The sequence below is a fragment of the Paraburkholderia suaedae genome, from assembly GCF_040812055.1.
In the GTDB taxonomy this organism is placed as follows: Bacteria; Pseudomonadota; Gammaproteobacteria; order Burkholderiales; family Burkholderiaceae; genus Paraburkholderia.
This window is the reverse complement of the sequence record NZ_JBFOAH010000015.1, coordinates 163,839-179,416: the sequence shown is the minus strand read 5'-3', so window position 1 is coordinate 179,416 and position 15,578 is coordinate 163,839. Positions and strand designations below refer to the sequence as shown.

The 15,578-nt window shown below is 60.9% G+C and carries 20 protein-coding genes and 2 pseudogenes; 11 read left to right on the top strand and 11 right to left on the bottom strand.

Features of this window, described 5'->3' with window-relative positions; all coding sequences use genetic code 11:
* The 4 genes and pseudogenes from ABQJ48_RS21045 to ABQJ48_RS21030 form a co-directional block, all read left to right on the top strand.
* Positions 1–194 (top strand): annotated as a pseudogene (locus tag ABQJ48_RS21045) (porin); the annotation flags it as partial.
* A gap of 978 nt (positions 195–1,172) precedes the next feature.
* Positions 1,173–1,691: a phasin family protein gene (locus tag ABQJ48_RS21040; protein WP_367839920.1), complete on the top strand. Its 519-nt coding sequence runs from the start codon at positions 1,173–1,175 to the stop codon at positions 1,689–1,691.
* Between the two features lie 488 nt (positions 1,692–2,179).
* Positions 2,180–2,407, top strand: a complete 228-nt coding sequence (locus ABQJ48_RS21035) for a hypothetical protein (RefSeq protein WP_367839919.1) — start codon at positions 2,180–2,182, stop codon at positions 2,405–2,407.
* Positions 2,408–2,459: 52 nt separating this feature from the next.
* Positions 2,460–2,747: a hypothetical protein gene (locus ABQJ48_RS21030; RefSeq protein ID WP_367839918.1), complete on the top strand. Its 288-nt coding sequence runs from the start codon at positions 2,460–2,462 to the stop codon at positions 2,745–2,747.
* Between the two features lie 164 nt (positions 2,748–2,911).
* Here the strand turns inward: ABQJ48_RS21030 and ABQJ48_RS21025 are convergent, their stop codons facing one another.
* Positions 2,912–3,220, bottom strand: a complete 309-nt coding sequence (locus ABQJ48_RS21025) for a hypothetical protein (RefSeq protein WP_367839917.1) — start codon at positions 3,218–3,220, stop codon at positions 2,912–2,914.
* Between the two features lie 185 nt (positions 3,221–3,405).
* Between ABQJ48_RS21025 and ABQJ48_RS21020 the strand changes: the two genes are divergently transcribed.
* From ABQJ48_RS21020 to ABQJ48_RS20995, 6 genes and pseudogenes are all read left to right on the top strand, one after another.
* Positions 3,406–3,684 (top strand): hypothetical protein, encoded by a 279-nt coding sequence (locus tag ABQJ48_RS21020; protein ID WP_367839916.1) that lies wholly within the window; start codon positions 3,406–3,408, stop codon positions 3,682–3,684.
* A gap of 253 nt (positions 3,685–3,937) precedes the next feature.
* Positions 3,938–4,834, top strand: coding sequence for a DUF72 domain-containing protein (locus tag ABQJ48_RS21015; RefSeq protein ID WP_367839915.1), 897 nt, complete (start codon positions 3,938–3,940; stop codon positions 4,832–4,834).
* A gap of 293 nt (positions 4,835–5,127) precedes the next feature.
* Positions 5,128–6,123, top strand: coding sequence for an SDR family oxidoreductase (locus tag ABQJ48_RS21010; RefSeq protein WP_367839914.1), 996 nt, complete (start codon positions 5,128–5,130; stop codon positions 6,121–6,123).
* Positions 6,124–6,174: 51 nt separating this feature from the next.
* Positions 6,175–6,678 (top strand): annotated as a pseudogene (locus tag ABQJ48_RS21005) (trehalase-like domain-containing protein); the annotation flags it as partial.
* A gap of 33 nt (positions 6,679–6,711) precedes the next feature.
* Positions 6,712–7,308: a glycoside hydrolase family 15 protein gene (locus ABQJ48_RS21000; RefSeq protein ID WP_367839913.1), complete on the top strand. Its 597-nt coding sequence runs from the start codon at positions 6,712–6,714 to the stop codon at positions 7,306–7,308.
* Between the two features lie 10 nt (positions 7,309–7,318).
* A complete protein-coding gene (locus ABQJ48_RS20995; protein WP_367839912.1) occupies positions 7,319–7,747 on the top strand; it encodes a response regulator in 429 nt (142 codons plus the stop codon).
* A 230-nt stretch (positions 7,748–7,977) separates the two neighbouring features.
* Here ABQJ48_RS20995 and ABQJ48_RS20990 read toward each other — a convergent pair whose 3' ends face one another.
* The 3 genes from ABQJ48_RS20990 to ABQJ48_RS20980 form a co-directional block, all read right to left on the bottom strand.
* The gene (locus ABQJ48_RS20990; protein WP_367839911.1) at positions 7,978–8,760 is read right to left on the bottom strand and encodes an ABC transporter substrate-binding protein; all 783 of its coding nucleotides are present in this window, start codon (positions 8,758–8,760) and stop codon (positions 7,978–7,980) included.
* A gap of 350 nt (positions 8,761–9,110) precedes the next feature.
* Positions 9,111–9,461, bottom strand: a complete 351-nt coding sequence (locus ABQJ48_RS20985) for a DUF190 domain-containing protein (RefSeq protein ID WP_367839910.1) — start codon at positions 9,459–9,461, stop codon at positions 9,111–9,113.
* Positions 9,462–9,527: 66 nt separating this feature from the next.
* Positions 9,528–9,770 carry a hypothetical protein gene (locus tag ABQJ48_RS20980; RefSeq protein WP_367839909.1) on the bottom strand — a complete coding sequence of 81 codons (243 nt, stop codon included), beginning with the start codon at positions 9,768–9,770 and terminating at the stop codon, positions 9,528–9,530.
* On the opposite strand from ABQJ48_RS20980, the gene ABQJ48_RS20975 reads away from it, so the two are divergent.
* Positions 9,769–10,215, top strand: coding sequence for an SRPBCC family protein (locus ABQJ48_RS20975; RefSeq protein WP_367839908.1), 447 nt, complete (start codon positions 9,769–9,771; stop codon positions 10,213–10,215). The two genes, ABQJ48_RS20980 and ABQJ48_RS20975, sit on opposite strands and share 2 nt — an antisense overlap.
* A gap of 86 nt (positions 10,216–10,301) precedes the next feature.
* On the opposite strand, the gene ABQJ48_RS20970 is transcribed toward ABQJ48_RS20975, so the two are convergent.
* The 7 genes from ABQJ48_RS20970 to ABQJ48_RS20940 form a co-directional block, all read right to left on the bottom strand.
* Positions 10,302–10,724, bottom strand: a complete 423-nt coding sequence (locus ABQJ48_RS20970; protein WP_367839907.1) for a DUF1801 domain-containing protein — start codon at positions 10,722–10,724, stop codon at positions 10,302–10,304.
* Between the two features lie 93 nt (positions 10,725–10,817).
* Complete coding sequence (locus ABQJ48_RS20965) at positions 10,818–11,345, bottom strand: SRPBCC family protein (protein WP_367839906.1); 528 nt, start codon at positions 11,343–11,345, stop codon at positions 10,818–10,820.
* A complete protein-coding gene (locus tag ABQJ48_RS20960; protein WP_367839905.1) occupies positions 11,342–11,677 on the bottom strand; it encodes an ArsR/SmtB family transcription factor in 336 nt (111 codons plus the stop codon). Before ABQJ48_RS20960 ends, ABQJ48_RS20965 begins: the two co-directional genes overlap by 4 nt.
* Before the next feature lie 337 nt (positions 11,678–12,014).
* The gene (locus tag ABQJ48_RS20955; RefSeq protein WP_367839904.1) at positions 12,015–12,602 is read right to left on the bottom strand and encodes a hypothetical protein; all 588 of its coding nucleotides are present in this window, start codon (positions 12,600–12,602) and stop codon (positions 12,015–12,017) included.
* Positions 12,603–13,008: 406 nt separating this feature from the next.
* Positions 13,009–13,314, bottom strand: a complete 306-nt coding sequence (locus ABQJ48_RS20950) for a DUF488 domain-containing protein (protein ID WP_367839903.1) — start codon at positions 13,312–13,314, stop codon at positions 13,009–13,011.
* A gap of 115 nt (positions 13,315–13,429) precedes the next feature.
* On the bottom strand, positions 13,430–14,044 hold the full coding sequence (locus tag ABQJ48_RS20945) for a uracil-DNA glycosylase family protein (protein ID WP_367839902.1): 615 nt from the start codon (positions 14,042–14,044) through the stop codon (positions 13,430–13,432).
* A 281-nt stretch (positions 14,045–14,325) separates the two neighbouring features.
* On the bottom strand, positions 14,326–15,570 hold the full coding sequence (locus ABQJ48_RS20940) for an MFS transporter (protein ID WP_367839901.1): 1,245 nt from the start codon (positions 15,568–15,570) through the stop codon (positions 14,326–14,328).
* Positions 15,571–15,578: the final 8 nt, after the last annotated feature.

Here is a 15,578-nt window from a genome sequence, read left to right as displayed (position 1 = left end):
AGTACTACTCGCTGTCCAAGCGTACGGGCCTGTATGCGCTCGAAGCGTATCAGCGCGCCAATGGCCAGACGCTCGCCGGCAACGGCAAGACCATCATCGACGCAACGGCCAGCATCGGCGACGCGCAGAACGGCTCACCGTCGTCCTCGCGCAGCCAGGTTGCGGTTGGTGTGGGTATCATCCACAAGTTCTAACCGGCTGCCGGCGTGGCGGCGCGATGTCGTGTCATGCCGCCACGATTGCCGCCGCCCGCGCTGGACAAAGTCGTAGGCGCCGTTCGCAAACAAGCTTCGCTGCAGCTGAAAACCGCAACGAGCCGCCGTTTGTGGGCCGATTGCACGATGCGCTGGCAAACGGACGTCATTTCGGATGACTCATTACGTGACGCATCGGCGAGGGCTATTTAAATCGCGCCCCATGTCGCAGAGTAAGGCGTCGGATCATCGACCTTCAATGCCGGCTTGCTAGAAAACGCAAGACACCCGGACAACTCGCTTACCGGACCCCTGTGCGCTTCGCGAAACCAATGGTCGAAGTCACGCGCCGGCTTATCGATGACATGTTTGCGCGACGGCGCTAGTCGTCCTTGATCAGCGCAAAGAAACTCGAAAGCCTCAACTGCGCTTCCCGCCTGATTGGGTGATTGTCCACGGCAATGGCTCATCAGTACTTTGCCTCCGTGGACGACCGAAAACCAAAGCGCTACGTATCATCTTTCGCCACGATGCACGTCCCTCAGGCGCGAGCAAGCGTCCGGTGTAACACCCGATGCCACTCTCGCGGTAGCGCGCACCGCACGCGCCCGACAGATCCGGTCAGTCGTTCAAACCATAAACGCCCTCTTCGCCGTTGACCGCCAGAAATTAATGCAATGGCGACAATTGGCTAGTCCAGGAAGAACCAGGAGCTGCCCCGCTAGCATCCAACGCGGTGTATTTTGCTTAGTTCGGACGTGAAATCACGACAAAATTACGGGTTTCGAGCCACCAAGGGTAATCACCTACTAACCTGTGCCCCACATGCATATTTAACAAAGTTAGAATGAATCATCTAATGCTGCACTGCGGGAGCCAAGACGTCGCGTTGAACACGGCTTACGCTTCGAGCGGCGGCTCGGGTACGGTTTTATGAACTAACCGTCTGCAGATCGATTTGTATAACTAAAGGAGTTGATGGTGTCCGCATCGATGACCGAGCAATTTGGCTGGCCGAACACTGGCAACGTTTCCACCGCGATTTACCTGGCCCGTGAAGCGTTCGCGGGCTTCGAACGACTGATGCATTTGAACCAGCAGTTGGTCAAGACGGCGCTGGCCCAAACCGAACAGACCGCAAAGGTGGCGCTTTCTGTTCAGACGCCCGTCGAACTTTGGGTTCATCAAGCCAACGCGGCGCGACCGGTAGCGGAGACGGTGCTCGCCCACAACCGTCAGGCGCTCGATATTGCGGCCCGTACCCAAGCCGAGTTTCTGAAAATCCTCGATGCCCGATTCCAGCAGCAGCAATTCAAAGTGCGAGAGTGGGTCGATGGTGTCGCCAGGAACGCTCCTGCGGGCTCCGAAGCCGCTGTCACCGTGTTGAAGTCCGCAGTATCCATGGGCGGTGTCGGCTATGCAACGATCCATAGCGCTGCCACCCGGGCCGCCGCAATAGCGAGCGGCAATCGGACTCCCGCCACTTGGGCCGCATAGACCAGACAAACACCGCCCGATCATCCGGCCGCCCGCGCAGAGGCCCTCTGTATCGGGCGATTCGAGATCGGCAAGGGCTCGCGTCAGGCTAACGGTTTTCTCGCCAGTCAAACTGCACCGTGAGATGCACGCCATCGGCGTCCCGTCCGACGGGTATGCGCCGCGCGAGCGCATTGAACGAAATCTTGCGCGATTCACTGACGACCGGAATCGCCCGATAACGTCACCTTCTTATCAGACGAGGTCACTATGAGCGAAACCTGGCTGGGACTCGCAATCAGCGGCGTTGCAATGCTGATCGCAATGCCTCTGGTTGCAAGTCACTACTACCGCGAACGGCGCCGCGCACAGTTACTGCGAAAGCTCGACCACGGCGACTCGTGGTATCGGGCGCGAACCGGAATAACGGCGACCCGGGCATTCAAAAGTACTAATAGATAGAGATAGGGAGTGTGATGGGAATCTCCGCTTCTTGCAGGAGCGATTTGTTGCACATTGAAGCGATGATCGCCATGCTCGAACGAATGGCTAAAACTGGCGAGGGCATTGCGTCCACGTCCGCAATCAACGATCCGTGCTATTGGCGCCGGCGCATTCAAATGCTTCTGGACCGGCAGGACCTCTCCGGCACTGATCGAAGACACGCTAAGGCCATCATGGAAAGGCTGCACGGAATAGCGCCTATTCCGTCGGAACGACAAGAAACCGAAAGATGACATCGACGTCGCGCGTGCGTCGGTTAATCGGTTAATAAATACTAGGAGTGGTATGAATAGCAAATCGCTTGAAACGGGGGTTGAATTGCCATCGATGCATTCGGCGAATGATCATCGGCTTATCGTAAGAGCGCGAGTCAAAGGGTTGCGGATTGCCGCTATCTGGCAGGTGTTACTGCCGTTTTCCCGCAACGTACAGAAAGTGAGCATTGTCACGCTTCCGCAGGACGGTTTCGAGCAGGTCACGATCGCATTGCGCCCCACTCCACACGAGGCGCTCGATTCGATCGTCACGCGCTTTAACGATATGCCTTGGGTCACAAGTACTGTTCTTTGCTAGGCGATCTTCAGGAGCCGGCAGTCGGCGATGGGTGTCCCGTCGCACGACCAGTCCGGTGCCACCAGCGCGGAAGACACGCGCGGATTCCCACACGGTGTCGGACCACCGCGGCTCGCGAACCCGCGAATCCAGCGGCCTGGCCACGCCTTAGGGCGTGGCACGCCTCAGAGTCGCGGGAGGTCGTCGATACATTTCTCGATGTGTCCATCCGGAACGTCGGTATCGATTCCGTCGCGGCCGTCGGTATGAGGAACAGGACGAATCTTCGGCCCGAGAAAACGCGTGCCGCCTAGCGTGAACAGGGACCATACGTCGTTGCCAAGCCGGATGATGTCGACCACCTCCGCGACTTTCATGACCGTGGGCGGGGACTGCCAGGTGCGTGTGGCCGGGTCGACGGGCCCGAGGCGCGCGTGGGAAATTTTTCCGTCCTGTGCATTGATCCGCACGGCGTCGATAGCAAATGTTGCCATATCGCCTCCTTCCTCTCTCTGTATTGCAATCGTAGCACTGCGCTGACAGGCACCCGCTTCACAGTGTCCGAATACGACTATCGCCCGGCTTGCGCAGATGCTTTAAAACGTCATCGCATTGCGTTACCCTCTGGATAAACAAACCGTTTTCTCAAATCAAAAAGCGGAGTGGCGAACTCGCTCTCATGACAACGCACTACCTCACTGTCACGGCTGGTTCCGGCGCCCTGCATGTGGTCGCGGTGTGGAAAAGTCTACGCAGTTGCGGCGCGCGCATCACCCCCTTGCGAGTACAGGTCAAGCCCTCCGAGTCGATCGAGATGTTGACTGTGCAAGTTGACGGCGTCTCGCTGGATGCATTGCAAAAAGTGGTGGCCACCTTGAACAACCTGCCCTGTTCGATGAAGACGGCGCTCGTCACTCCTGACGCAGATGCGAGCGCGTCGGGCACCGCCAATCTGTAGCGCTCGCGGCACGGCCTGGTGCCTCGTTTCGTTTGTCGGCTCTCGCCGCCGAATTCGTCGCCCATCTACCCGGAAGCAATGGTTTTCCCTCCCGGTTCGGGCCGCATGCTTCGCTGGAACGGCCGTTGCTCAATCTCCACACGAACTCGTCGCGAGCATTGCATCCGTCCACCAGCGGTCTAAAGCCGCTGCGTGCGTCGAAAGTAATCAGATCCAAAGCGCCGAGTCACTCATTCTTTGAAAACGATGAGCAATGAGCGAGATACGAATCGGAATCTCTGGCTGGCGCTATAAAGGTTGGCGCAACACTTTCTACCCGCGCGGCCTGAAACAGGCCAATGAATTGGCCTATGCCGCGGCGCTATTTCAGAGCATTGAAATCAACGGCAGCCACTATAGTCTCCAGTCACTCGAGAGCTGGCAACACTGGTATGCGCAGACACCGCCGGATTTCGTCTTCAGCGTGAAGGGAGCACGCTATCTAACGCATCTTCTGCGGTTTCGCGGGGATACTGCGCAGGTCGCATGCGCCAATTTCTTCGCGCAAGGGCTGCTGTCGTTGAGCGAAAAGCTCGGACCCATTCTCTGGCAATTCCCGCCCTCATATCGTTTCGACGCGGACGCGATGGAACACTTTCTGAACCTGCTTCCGCACGACACAGACGCCGCGCTTGCGCTTGCGCGCCAGCACGACGCGCGCGTCAAGACGCCGTACCTCGCGATCACGCGCAAACGCAAAATGCGTCATGCCGTCGAAGTGCGCCATGCAAGCTTTATGGACCCGGCATTCGTGGCCTTGCTCAGGCGACACAATGTCGGACTGGTGGTTTCCGATTCGACGGAAGCATGGCCGCAAGTCGAGGATCTGACGTCTAACTTTGTCTATATCCGCTTGCATGGCACCGAGTCCAAATACGCCGGCTCCTATTCGGATGCGGAGATCGACCGCTGGGCCGCCCGCATCGACTCGTGGCGTCACGGCTCGCAGCCGGCCGATGCCAGGCTCATCGCCCCTGAGTCGCGGTTCAAGCGATTGGCTGCACGAGACGTCTTCTGCTACTTCGACAACGATGCCAAAACGCATGCGCCGTTCGACGCGCAGCGTCTGATCGACCGGCTTGGACTGCAAAAGACCGTGTCGGCCGCGTGAAAGCCGCGACAGCCTCGCGAGAGGCAAGCTTCCTTCGGCTGCCTGCGTTACAGCGGCCAGGTCGCTTGTCGTCAACTTCGTGACCATGCATCGCTGATTGGGTGGGACGTCTCTATCTCGGCCCGCGTCCTGCTGTGGCACGTGCGTTGCTGGGCGTTTCTGGCGCCGGTTCAAGGGCTCGCCGCGGCATCCGCAGGCCCACTCTCCAATCCGCACACTGCATAGACGGCGCGAGCCGTACCACCATACGACTGGCGCATCCTTCAACCTTCCGACAGCGGGGGCGACTCGCTATGCCGACCATCGTTGTGATAACTGGAGCAGGCGCCGGCGTCGGTCGCGCGACTGCGGAAGAATTCGCGAGGCAAGGTTTCGACGTCGCACTGCTCGCGCGAGACAGCGAGCGACTCCAACGCGCAGCACATGAGATCGCATCCCGTCATGAGGTTCGTACATTGGCACTTCCCACCGACGTTGCGCACGCCGACGCCGTGGAATCCGCAGCGAGTGCCGTCGAGGAGAAACTGGGACCGATCGACATATGGGTGAACGTCGCGATGGCGACCGTGTTCGCACCCGTGTCCGAACTCACGCCCGCCGAGGTCGAGCGCGGCACGCAGGTCACTTATCTGGGCCAGGTGTACGGCACGATGGCTGCGCTCTCGCGCATGCGGCTGCGCAACCGGGGCACCATCGTGAATGTCGGGTCCGCACTCGCCTATCGCTCGGTGCCTCTTCAATCCGTGTATTGCGGCGCCAAATTCGCTGTTCGCGGGTTCACGGACGCATTGCGATCCGAAATCATTCACGATCGCTTGAACATTCGCTTGACGATGGTCGACCTCCCGGCCGTCAATACGCCACAGTTCGACTGGGCGCTGAACAAGACGGGCAAGAAAGCCCGCCCAGTCCCACCGATCTTTCAGCCGGAAGTCGCCGCTCGCGCCATTGTGTTCGGTGCAACCCATCCGCGTCGTCAGATATGGGTCGGCTTTCCGACCGTGAAAGCAATTTTCGCTAACCGTATCGCGCCCGGTCTGCTCGACCGCTATCTGGCCCGCGCTGGATATAGCGGCCAATTGACGGACGAGCCGCTGCCCGCCGACGCGCCAGCGAATCTGTTCGAGCCCGTGTCGGGCGACTACGGCGCGCATGGCCGGTTCGACTCGTCGTCGCGGCCGGCGAGCTGGGAAATGTTCACCGATCGGCACAGGACAGCGTTCTGGGCCGTTGCCGGTTTGGGCTTGCTGGCGGGCGCGCGACTGCTCGCCCGCAGATGGCGAGCATGAGCATCCGGAGACAGGTGCGCACGAAGATCGAACGCCGGGTTAGCAGGACGGAAAATGAGCCGACGTATTGAAGACTACGGGCTGATACGCGACGCAGAGAGTACCGCGCTGGTGAGCCGCGATGCGTCGATCGATTTCCTATGCTGGCCGCGCTTCGACGACGATGCCTGCTTTGCCGCTTTGCTCGGCCACGAAGAGCACGGGCATTGGTGGATCGCGCCGGAGCATCTTCCGGCCGGTCGCAGCCGCCGCTATCAGCACGACACGCTCGTCAGCGAGACGGATTTCGAAAGCGCTGAAGGCGCTGTCCGTATCGTCGACTTCATGCCGATGCGCGGGACGTTTCCGTCGATCGTGCGGATCGTCGTCGGACTGCGCGGCACCGTCGCCATGCGCTCGGTGCTGCGGCTGCGCTTCGACTTTGGCCTCGTGCCGCCCTGGCTGAGTGCCGAGGACGAAGCCATCGTCGCGCGGGTCGGCCCGGACCTGATCGTGGTTCGCGCCCCAGTGCAGCAGTTGATCCGCGACGAGTCCATCGAGGCGACATCGAAGTGAAAGCGGGCGAACGTGTGCCATTCGTCATGAGCTATGGGCAATCCCATCTGCCCCCGCCCAGTCCACTTGACGCTGAAGCGGTATTCGGGGCCGGTGCGCGCGGGCAATGCGGCATCGATGCAGCACCAGGTCGACGTGCTCGGCGAAGTCATCGACTGTCTGCATCTGGCGCGGCGCGGCGGCATTTCTGCGTCCCAGCATGAAGCGGCCGTGAAACTGCGCATCGTCGAACACCTGGAGAAAGCCTGGCATACCGAAGGTTCGGGCATTTGGGAGTCTCGCGGCCCACTGCGTCAATGTTCCTATTCGAAAGTCAGGGCGTGGGCGGCATTCGACCGCTTCGTCGCAGAACACGCGCAGTCTCAAGGCGCGGAGCGGCGAACCTGCGCGCGCCTCGCGGCGCTGCATGACCGGGTGCATTGGGACTTTGTGGCCCTGTTTTGCGCAGAGGCCGGAGTTAAAGCGGGAGCATCCGGGCGATGGAACACTTGTATCCGCTATCTTGTCAGTCGGTTCGAGGGGGCGTATTTTCATAGAACCCGCTCAAACGGGTGCCATAGCATCGGTCGAAGTCCGGAGTGCAGCGGTTGTCCGTTCCCCCACCGTCCGATTTCGCTCAGCCACGGATGAGAGACAACGGATGACTCAGCGACCGCCCCACGAAGACGAAACGCAATTCGCGTTGTGGAATCACAAGCGCACTGCAGACACAATCGATGCTTACAGTGTGATGGTGGCCCACGCGGACATCGGCGTTGGAGAATCGATCGCGCTACTGCTCAGGCTTAAAGGACTGACCGCCGTCTGCGCGGCCGACGTCGATGCGTTGCAGTTGATGCTCGAACACTGGAAACCACGTGCACTGCTGTTCGACACGCGCCTCGGCCAGGACGACGACTTCAGACTGATACGCGCCGCAGCCAAAGATCCCGCATTTGCGAACGTGCTCATCATCGCAATGACGAATATCTGGCCTGACGACTCGCCCGCCAAGATCCGCAGCTACGGGTTCGACGGATTGTGCCGCCGCCCATGTCCGGTGTGGAAGTTGGCCGACGTGTTGAACTAGATCAGCGTTAGGCGATTGTCAGCCATGGCGCGATGTATCGCTGAATATTGACTGGACCAAGTGCGCCGCCGCGCCGATCTGGCAACAGTGTTCTCCGTTAGTCAAACAAGTCGGTGCGCTGGAAAAGGCAGTTCATCACGCGTGAATTGCGGCAGCCATCGCAAGAATTCGCATGGGCTGCATCGGCTCGTCGACGAAAATCCCGCCGCCCGGTCGTGCGCCAAGCGCTGTCACTGGCCGTAGACGTCGAAGTCGAAGTACTTCTTCGCGATCCTGTCGTACGTGCCGTCGGCACGCGTATCGGCGATGGCCTTGTCGATCTTCGCTTTCAGATCAGCATCCTCCTTGCGCAGTCCGATCGCGGTACCGCTGCCCAAGGTCTTCGCATCGTAAAGCGGATCGCCGGCAAATTCGAAGTCCTTGCCGCGCGGCGTGCGCAGGAAACCGACGTCGGCTTGCACGGCATTCTGCAACGATGCGTCGATGCGCGCAGCAATCAGGTCCGCGTACACCTGATCCTGATCCTGATAAGACACGATGCTCGCGCCGGCCGGCTCCCAATACGTTTTCGCGTAGGTTTCCTGGATCGTGCCCTGCTCCACGCCGATCCGTTTGCCCTTCACCGCTTGCGGCGTCGGCACGATCGTCGAGCCCTTCCGGGCGATGAGGCGCGTTGGGATGCGGAACACTTTCGCGGAGAACGCGATCTGCGACTGACGCGCCGGCGTCATCGACATGGTCGAGAGCACGCCGTCGAACTTGCGTCCCTTGAGCGCGGGAATCATCCCATCGAAGGCGTTTTCCACCCACACGCACTTCGCGTCCAGGCGTCGGCAAATCTCGTTGCCCAGATCGATGTCGAAGCCGACGAGCTTGCCGTCGGCAGCCTTGGATTCGAATGGCGGATAGCTCGGGTCGACGCCGAACCGCACGGTCGACCCATCCTTCGCGATCGCGTTGCCGGACGATACGGCGAGCAGCGCGACCGTCAGGGTTGCAAGCATGGCTTTCATGTTTCTCCTTTGTCACTCTTTGGCAAAAATGCGTGGGGTGATTCCACAGGTGTCGTCGCGCGGTTCATCAGGTCGATGAGCGCCGGGAGAGAGTTTGCTTATGCAAAGTGTCCCCGCGCGCGAGCCCGACATTCGAGCGTAATCTGCCAGGCCACGCAAATGCATTGCAAAAATCATTTCATGCAGGGCATGCATAGAGCGATGCAACGAAGTGCGGCGTGCAGCCGGTAGCGAGCCCAATACTGCGCGCCGCCAACGGCACGCTGTGACCGTCGTCTCTTTAGCAGGAACAGCCGGAGATGGGCATCGACGTTTGCCACACTTGTTGCCGGCAACAGCCGGATCGCATGCTATGGTTTGCTGATCTTCGCGTCGTCATCACCCTCGTCATCACCCACCACGCCGAACTCGACGGGCGTCTTGACGTAGAACACGTGTACGCCATCCGCGCGAAGCCGCTCGAACAAGCGGTCGGTTTCCTCGCTCGTGACTGCCATCACGACGGACAGAGGCTGGTCCGTCAATTCGAAAAAGTGCGCGGAGTGAATGCGATGATGGTGGCCGATGCCTTCGCTGGCCGGTATCACGGTGGCACCGCGCAGACCCAGTTCAGCCGCGAGATGGATCAGCCAGTCGGCCAGCGGCTTGCCCCGGTGGCGGCGATCCTGCTGGGTAAAGAAGGTGACCTGATAGCCGTTCATGTTGGCGTCTCCTTCATGCAGTTTTGGCGCACGAGAAAACCTTGCGTGACAGCGTGACGGGCGTCGTCAGTGCCACTTGTCAACGCTACCACTTTCGCCGGACGTGAGTGAGCCGGTGAGATCGGATTGTGGAAGTTCGCTGGCCCGGCCCGGCGCATAAAAAGCAACGCGCAAGCAAGCGGCGTTGATCGCGCCGCGGCAGGCGCGCAGCAGGATGGGTTTTCCCTGGTCGTAGCGGTGTCGATACCGCAGTCGTCCATTCGTCGTGCGAGTATCAACAACTTCTTCAGTGAAAAGCGAGCACATCATGGCTACTGGAACCATCCACCTGCACCGCGTCTTGCGCGCGACCCCCGAGCGCATCTACCGCGCGTTCCTCGAACCCGATGCACTCGCGAAGTGGCTTCCTCCGTACGGCTTCACCTGTCACGTCCATCACATGGATGCTCGCGTCGGGGGCACGTACAAGATGTCGTTTCGCAATTTCAGCACCGGCAACAGCCACTCGTTCGGCGGCGAATACGTGGAATTGGTGCCGTTCGAGAAGATCCGCTATTCAGACCGTTTCGACGACCCTAATTTGCCCGGCCAGATGCACGCCACCATTTCCTTGCGGCAGGTGTCGTGCGGTACAGAGGTCACGATCGTGCAGGAGGGCGTGCCCGAGGTCATTCCCGTCGAGATGTGCTACCTCGGCTGGCAGGAGTCGCTGATGCAGTTGACGAAGCTCGTGGAACCCGAGATTGCCGACTGAGCGTTGCGCGCGGGCGTGGATGCCGTTGCTCGAAGCACGCCCGGGCAATGGTGCTTCGAGCAAACAACGCGTTGGCGTGCCGCCGGCTACTTGTCCCGCTTCGGCTTTGCTTTGGCTTTTGCGTTGGCCGTGTTCAGGGCAAGCGCCGCGCGGACGAGTGCCCTGAACGCGTCCGCGTTGATCTGCTCGCCTTCATGGATGTCGATCGCGCGCCTGACGTTGCCGTCGAGGCTCGCGTTGAACAGCCTGGCCGGGTCACGCAACGAAGCCCCTTTCGCGAAGGTCAGCTTCACGACCGACTTATACGACTCGCCGGTGCAAATGATTCCATCGTGCGACCATGTGGGCGTGCCCATCCACTTCCACTCCTCCACGACCTCCGGGTCCGCTTCCTTGATGAGCTCGCGCATCCGGCTCAAGGTCTCGCCTCGCCAGTCCCCGAGATCGGCGATTCTCTTGTCGATCAACGCGGATGCCGGCTGGCCCTCGGGCGAATCCGATTTTTTCATGTTGTTCTCCTCGACTTGCGCGTCGCGCCGATTGCAGAGCAACTCATTCTCCGTGCTCAGCGCGCGGAAACTCTTCGTGTAGCGGATCGTGCTTCAGATGCCAAAGCGCTTGGCATACTCCTCGTTCAGGCGAGGCCAACCGAACCGCATTGCGTCGCCACCGACGATACGGCCAATCGGTTCGTCGCCCAGGAGCCGATCGAGTACATCGAGGCAGATGTGCCAGCCCGCCGCACCCATCGCGATGAAGCCGCGATCGATGTTGTGCCACAACGTGAGCCGCGTGCCGTCCCCGAGCGGTTCCAGTTCCCATCGCATCTGGTTGTCGCCCCAGCGGTATTCGAGCAGCTTTGGCGCGTCGGCGCGGGTCACCTCGGTCTCGGAGACTTGCGGGGCCGGCGTGCCGACCGTTGACAGCTTGACCGACCCCACAGCGGCGAGACTGCGGTCGGCGTCGAATGGCGCCCATTCGCGCAGGCTGGCCGGATCGGTTAGCGCATGCCAGACTTTCTGCGGCGAATGGCGCAACTCGCGAACCAGAACGAGCGTCCATTTTTCGCCGTCTTTTCTGACTTCGGCGCCGGCGGCGGGACCCGGCATGTATTCGTCTCGACTGCTCATGATTTCTTCCTCTTGCGGCGCGGTGCGGGATACCTCTGATCGAGGTGGCGTTCGAGAGCATCGACATGAACCGACCAGTAGCGGCGAAACGGCTCGAGCCATGCGTCGATCTCCATCAGCGGCTCCGGTTTGATCCGGTACAAACGGCGCTGTGCGTCCACGCGGGCTTCCACGAAGCCAGCCTCCCGAAGCACGCGAAGGTGCTTTGAAACCGAGGGCTGCGAGAGATTGAGCTTCTCCTCGATTTCACCCACGGACTGCTCCGACGATGCGAGCAGACTGAGGATCGCGCGGCGGCTCGGTTCAGCGATGATGGCGAATGTCGATTCCATGTCTCTTATATACCTCTAGAAGTATATTAGTGTCAAGCCGCATGCATGCTGTGGTTGGCCTAGCGGGGTGGGGTCATGGGGTTGGAGATTTTGCTGCGCTGAAGCCAAGGCCAAAGCCAAGGCCAGGCTGAGCCAGGCGATGGCGAGTTTCGGCGACGCCGCACAGGCGGGCCACCGGACTTGCCGTAGCGAAGCGTGGAAACAGGCGTACTCGCGCAGCACAACGTGCAAACCGTCACCGCGGCGGAGCGAACGGCAAGAGCCCCTCGCCGGGCGCGTCATGCTGCCTCGCCAGGCAGCCGAAGTGCGACGGTTTTCTTCGACGCCTTGCGCGGGCTCAGCCTCGCGCCCGGTCGATGGTACTGAGCGCCAGTTCGCGCGCGAGGTCCGCGTATAGCTCAGCCCATTTGCCTAGCAACGTAGAGTCGTCGGTCAGGAACAGCGGGTGCCCCACCCATGCGCTCACGCTCGAGTCTTTCCAGGCGAGCTCGAATACGCGTAAGTCCCGGTCTTCGCTGACGCCGATCTCGATCATTTCGTCAAACGACGCGAGGTCGCCAAGACGCACGTCTTCGACCGCAATCCCGTGGATCGCAGCCAGCGCGCCGAGCGCGCATTCGCGCGCATCGTCGCGGCTGGCGGCGAGCACGAACACGATGCTTTCGTGGTGAGTGTTATCGAACACGGCCCGATAGAGGGAGGTTCGGCAGCGATGGCTGAGCTGTGTGCCGATGCCTGCCTCCGTTTGCGACAACAGTGGTCTGTTTTTGCCGGTCGGTCGAATGCCGCTCTTCTGGATGCCGGACCGCTGCTTTCGGCCGCGGTATTTCTCGCTGCTCCAGTACAGATAGACTCCGCACACGACCAGGCAGGCCAGCGCCAGAATCCCGACGCCCCAGAGTACTGCCAGATCAGCATTCGCCATATCAGGCCCCCTTCTGTGTCGCTCATGGTTCGACCGCCAGTTCCGCGGTCTCGCCGGCGGTCCCGGCTATCAGCCGGACGTCCTGCACTTCTACCGGAAGACGCTCCCGTTGCCGCTGATGCCCACGCCGGTGAGCATCCACCTTGGTCCGAAACCGGAAAACGGCCGCGGCAAATGGTTTCTTGCGCAGGCTGGCGTCGCCATCGCCCGGTAAGCGAGGCGACGACACCTTCGAGTATCGGACCGCCGTCGCGATTGATCAACAGAGCACACCTCTCTATTGACCAATCAGTCTGGCTATAGGACGCTATGCGGATTGGCGCGGCCTATGCTAGCGGCGTGAGGCGCGTTCGGCGTTTCGCACCGAACTGGCAGACATCGAGTGCCGTGGGCACCTGCCGCGAGTTCAGCGTTTGTGCAGGTGCAACAGGACATCGCGCAACACGACCGCCTGGTTGTGTTCCTCGTCTTTGGCGCCGTAGACGAGCGTGATCCGCTGATCGGCAGCGTCTTTCAACAGTTGCTGCACGCGCGCTCGCATTTCGTCGCTGTCCAGTTCATCCCGATAGCGCTGCTGAAACTCCGTCCATCGCTCCGGATCGTGCCCGAACCATTCGCGCAGTTCCGCGCTCGGCGCAAGCTCGCGCAACCACTCGTCCAGTTTAAGCGTCTCCTTACTGCGGCCGCGCGGCCATACGCGATCGACGAGCACGCGAAAACGTCGTCAGGACCCGGCTCTTCGTAGGCGCGCTGAATCACGATCTTCGCGCTCTTGCTGTTTGCACGCGTCATGCGTTCCTCCGCTCTACAGCGTGTGCCGATCCCGCTTATCTGTTTGCGCGTGAGCCGGAAGTGACTGCTTGCACCCTTGAGCGCAGCATCGGCAGCACTTCGCTTTCGAACCAGGGGTGATGCTTGAACCATGCCTGATTGCGCGGCGACGGGTGCGGCAACGGAATGAAGGCCGGCGCGTACTCGCCCCAGGCACGCACTGTTTCGGTCAGCGACGGCTTGCGGCGCCGGCCAAGGAAATGGCGCTGCGCGTATTGCCCGATCAAAAGGGTCAACTGCACGTTGTGCAACTTCTCCAGCAGGCTGTCGAGCCACAGTTGCGCGCATTCGCGGCGCGGCGGCTTGTCGCCGCTAGCGCCTCGTCCGGGATAACAGAAACCCATTGGGATGATCGCGAACTGCGTATCGTCGTAAAACGATGTGGCGTCGACGCCCAGCCAGGATCGCAGACGCTCGCCGCTGGCGTCGCTCCATGCGATCCCCGACGCGTGAACCCGCGCACCGGGTGCTTGACCCACGATCAGAATGCGGGCTTGGTCGGTGGCACGCACGACGGGCCGCGGACCCAGCGGCAGGTCGCGTTCGCATGCGCGGCAATTGCGGACGTCGGTCAGAAGGGCCTGGAGGGTCGGATAGCTGGGCTTGTTCACTCGGAGAAATCGGATGTGGCGCGCGGGCTTCGCAGGTCGTTCGGGTTTTCATTCTACAACCGTCGCTCGCGACAGGCCGCCGCGCGGACAGTGAACGGCATCCGTGCATGATGCGCGCTGCGGATGAAGTCGAGCACGTCCAACGCTTGAATGCAGCGCAGTGCAGTGCAGTAGTTGCAGGGAACGGAAAATTTTCGAACGGTATCCGATGATCTCGCCAATTTGGTTCGATCTCCTGACTAACCACCCTGTCTTTGCGACAGTGGCGCTCGAAAAGCGGTCTACTTCTGTGTGTCGTACAACCGGTCCGGCACGAACAAGGCGGTGACACCGCTCAGAAAGAATACCGCGCCCACTACCAGAAACCCCGCGCCAATTGAAAACTGCGTAGCCAGATAACCGATAACGATCGGCGCCGCGCCCGAGCAGAAGCGGCCGAGGTTATAAGAGCCGCCCACCGCCGTGCCGCGAATCGAAGTCGGGAAGCTCTCGGACATAAACGTGCCGATGGTCCCCAGCGGCACGCCGTACAGGAAGCCGAACAGCAGCATCAGATAAACGATGTTCTCGCGAGTATGAAAGAAGATGATGACCGGCAAAAAGAGCGCTGCGCCGATGCAGCCGAGCACATACACACCGCGCCGGCTCCACCGGTCGCCGAGCCATCCGGCGACGATTTTGCCGACGAAGGCGACCACGAACGTGCCGATCATGTATCCGGCCATCGCGTTGAATTTGACGTGCAGTTCTTTTTCCAGATAAGTGGGCAACCAGTTGTTCAACCCGTAAAACCCGGAAAGCGCGAACACCGAGGCGAGCGTCCACAGAATGAACATGGTTCGCGCCTGCCGGTCGCCGAAGATCCCCGCGTAGCGATTCGCGAGGAGCCCGCGTTCGCCCTTGCGAGCAGCCGCCCGGACGGCTTGCCAGTTCGCCGGTTCCGGCACCGCGAATTTGATCGCCAGCGCGAGCAGCACGGGCAGCGCCGACACGTAGTACAGCGTGCGCCAGCCGTACTGCGGCAAGATCCAGTTGCTCAACGCGATGACGACGATATAGCCCGACGAGATACCCGTCTGCAACATACCGAGGATGAGCGAGCGCCGCTCGGTCGGCACGTATTCGGCGACGAGCGTCGTCACCAGCACCATGCAGCCGATGCCGAGAGAACTGATGAATCGCACGACCGCGAATTCCACGAAGTTATGCGTGAGTCCGAGCAAGCCGGCGCCTAGCGAAAAGAGCGCCAACGCCCAGGCGACCACCCGCACCCGCCCAAGGCGATCGCTCGCCCAACCGCCCGCGATTCCGCCGATCGCCATGCCGATCAACGTCAAGCTTCCGAGTGCGCCCGACTCGACGTTGGTCAGTCCGAATTCGTTTTTGATGCGGGTGAGTGTCAGCCCGTACATCATCACATCCGCGCCGTCGGCGATCAGCGCGAGGTAGCCGAGAATGAAGACGAGCAGCCAGCGACCCTGGGCTTCGGAAATCGTGGTCGAGGCTGACGGTGTGGTGTAAGCCATGGTTTCGG

Excerpts from the sequence above, each read along its gene's own strand:
- ABQJ48_RS21040 (WP_367839920.1), top strand. The coding sequence starts at position 1,173 with ATGGTGTCCGCATCGATGACCGAGCAATTTGGCTGGCCGAACACTGGC.
- ABQJ48_RS21030 (WP_367839918.1), top strand. The coding sequence starts at position 2,460 with ATGAATAGCAAATCGCTTGAAACGGGGGTTGAATTGCCATCGATGCAT.
- ABQJ48_RS21025 (WP_367839917.1), bottom strand. The coding sequence starts at position 3,220 with ATGGCAACATTTGCTATCGACGCCGTGCGGATCAATGCACAGGACGGA.
- ABQJ48_RS21020 (WP_367839916.1), top strand. The coding sequence starts at position 3,406 with ATGACAACGCACTACCTCACTGTCACGGCTGGTTCCGGCGCCCTGCAT.
- ABQJ48_RS21015 (WP_367839915.1), top strand. The coding sequence starts at position 3,938 with ATGAGCGAGATACGAATCGGAATCTCTGGCTGGCGCTATAAAGGTTGG.
- ABQJ48_RS21010 (WP_367839914.1), top strand. The coding sequence starts at position 5,128 with ATGCCGACCATCGTTGTGATAACTGGAGCAGGCGCCGGCGTCGGTCGC.
- ABQJ48_RS21000 (WP_367839913.1), top strand. The coding sequence starts at position 6,712 with ATGGGCAATCCCATCTGCCCCCGCCCAGTCCACTTGACGCTGAAGCGG.
- ABQJ48_RS20995 (WP_367839912.1), top strand. The coding sequence starts at position 7,319 with ATGACTCAGCGACCGCCCCACGAAGACGAAACGCAATTCGCGTTGTGG.
- ABQJ48_RS20990 (WP_367839911.1), bottom strand. The coding sequence starts at position 8,760 with ATGAAAGCCATGCTTGCAACCCTGACGGTCGCGCTGCTCGCCGTATCG.
- ABQJ48_RS20985 (WP_367839910.1), bottom strand. The coding sequence starts at position 9,461 with ATGAACGGCTATCAGGTCACCTTCTTTACCCAGCAGGATCGCCGCCAC.
- ABQJ48_RS20975 (WP_367839908.1), top strand. The coding sequence starts at position 9,769 with ATGGCTACTGGAACCATCCACCTGCACCGCGTCTTGCGCGCGACCCCC.
- ABQJ48_RS20980 (WP_367839909.1), bottom strand. The coding sequence starts at position 9,770 with ATGATGTGCTCGCTTTTCACTGAAGAAGTTGTTGATACTCGCACGACG.
- ABQJ48_RS20970 (WP_367839907.1), bottom strand. The coding sequence starts at position 10,724 with ATGAAAAAATCGGATTCGCCCGAGGGCCAGCCGGCATCCGCGTTGATC.
- ABQJ48_RS20965 (WP_367839906.1), bottom strand. The coding sequence starts at position 11,345 with ATGAGCAGTCGAGACGAATACATGCCGGGTCCCGCCGCCGGCGCCGAA.
- ABQJ48_RS20960 (WP_367839905.1), bottom strand. The coding sequence starts at position 11,677 with ATGGAATCGACATTCGCCATCATCGCTGAACCGAGCCGCCGCGCGATC.
- ABQJ48_RS20955 (WP_367839904.1), bottom strand. The coding sequence starts at position 12,602 with ATGGCGAATGCTGATCTGGCAGTACTCTGGGGCGTCGGGATTCTGGCG.
- ABQJ48_RS20940 (WP_367839901.1), bottom strand. The coding sequence starts at position 15,570 with ATGGCTTACACCACACCGTCAGCCTCGACCACGATTTCCGAAGCCCAG.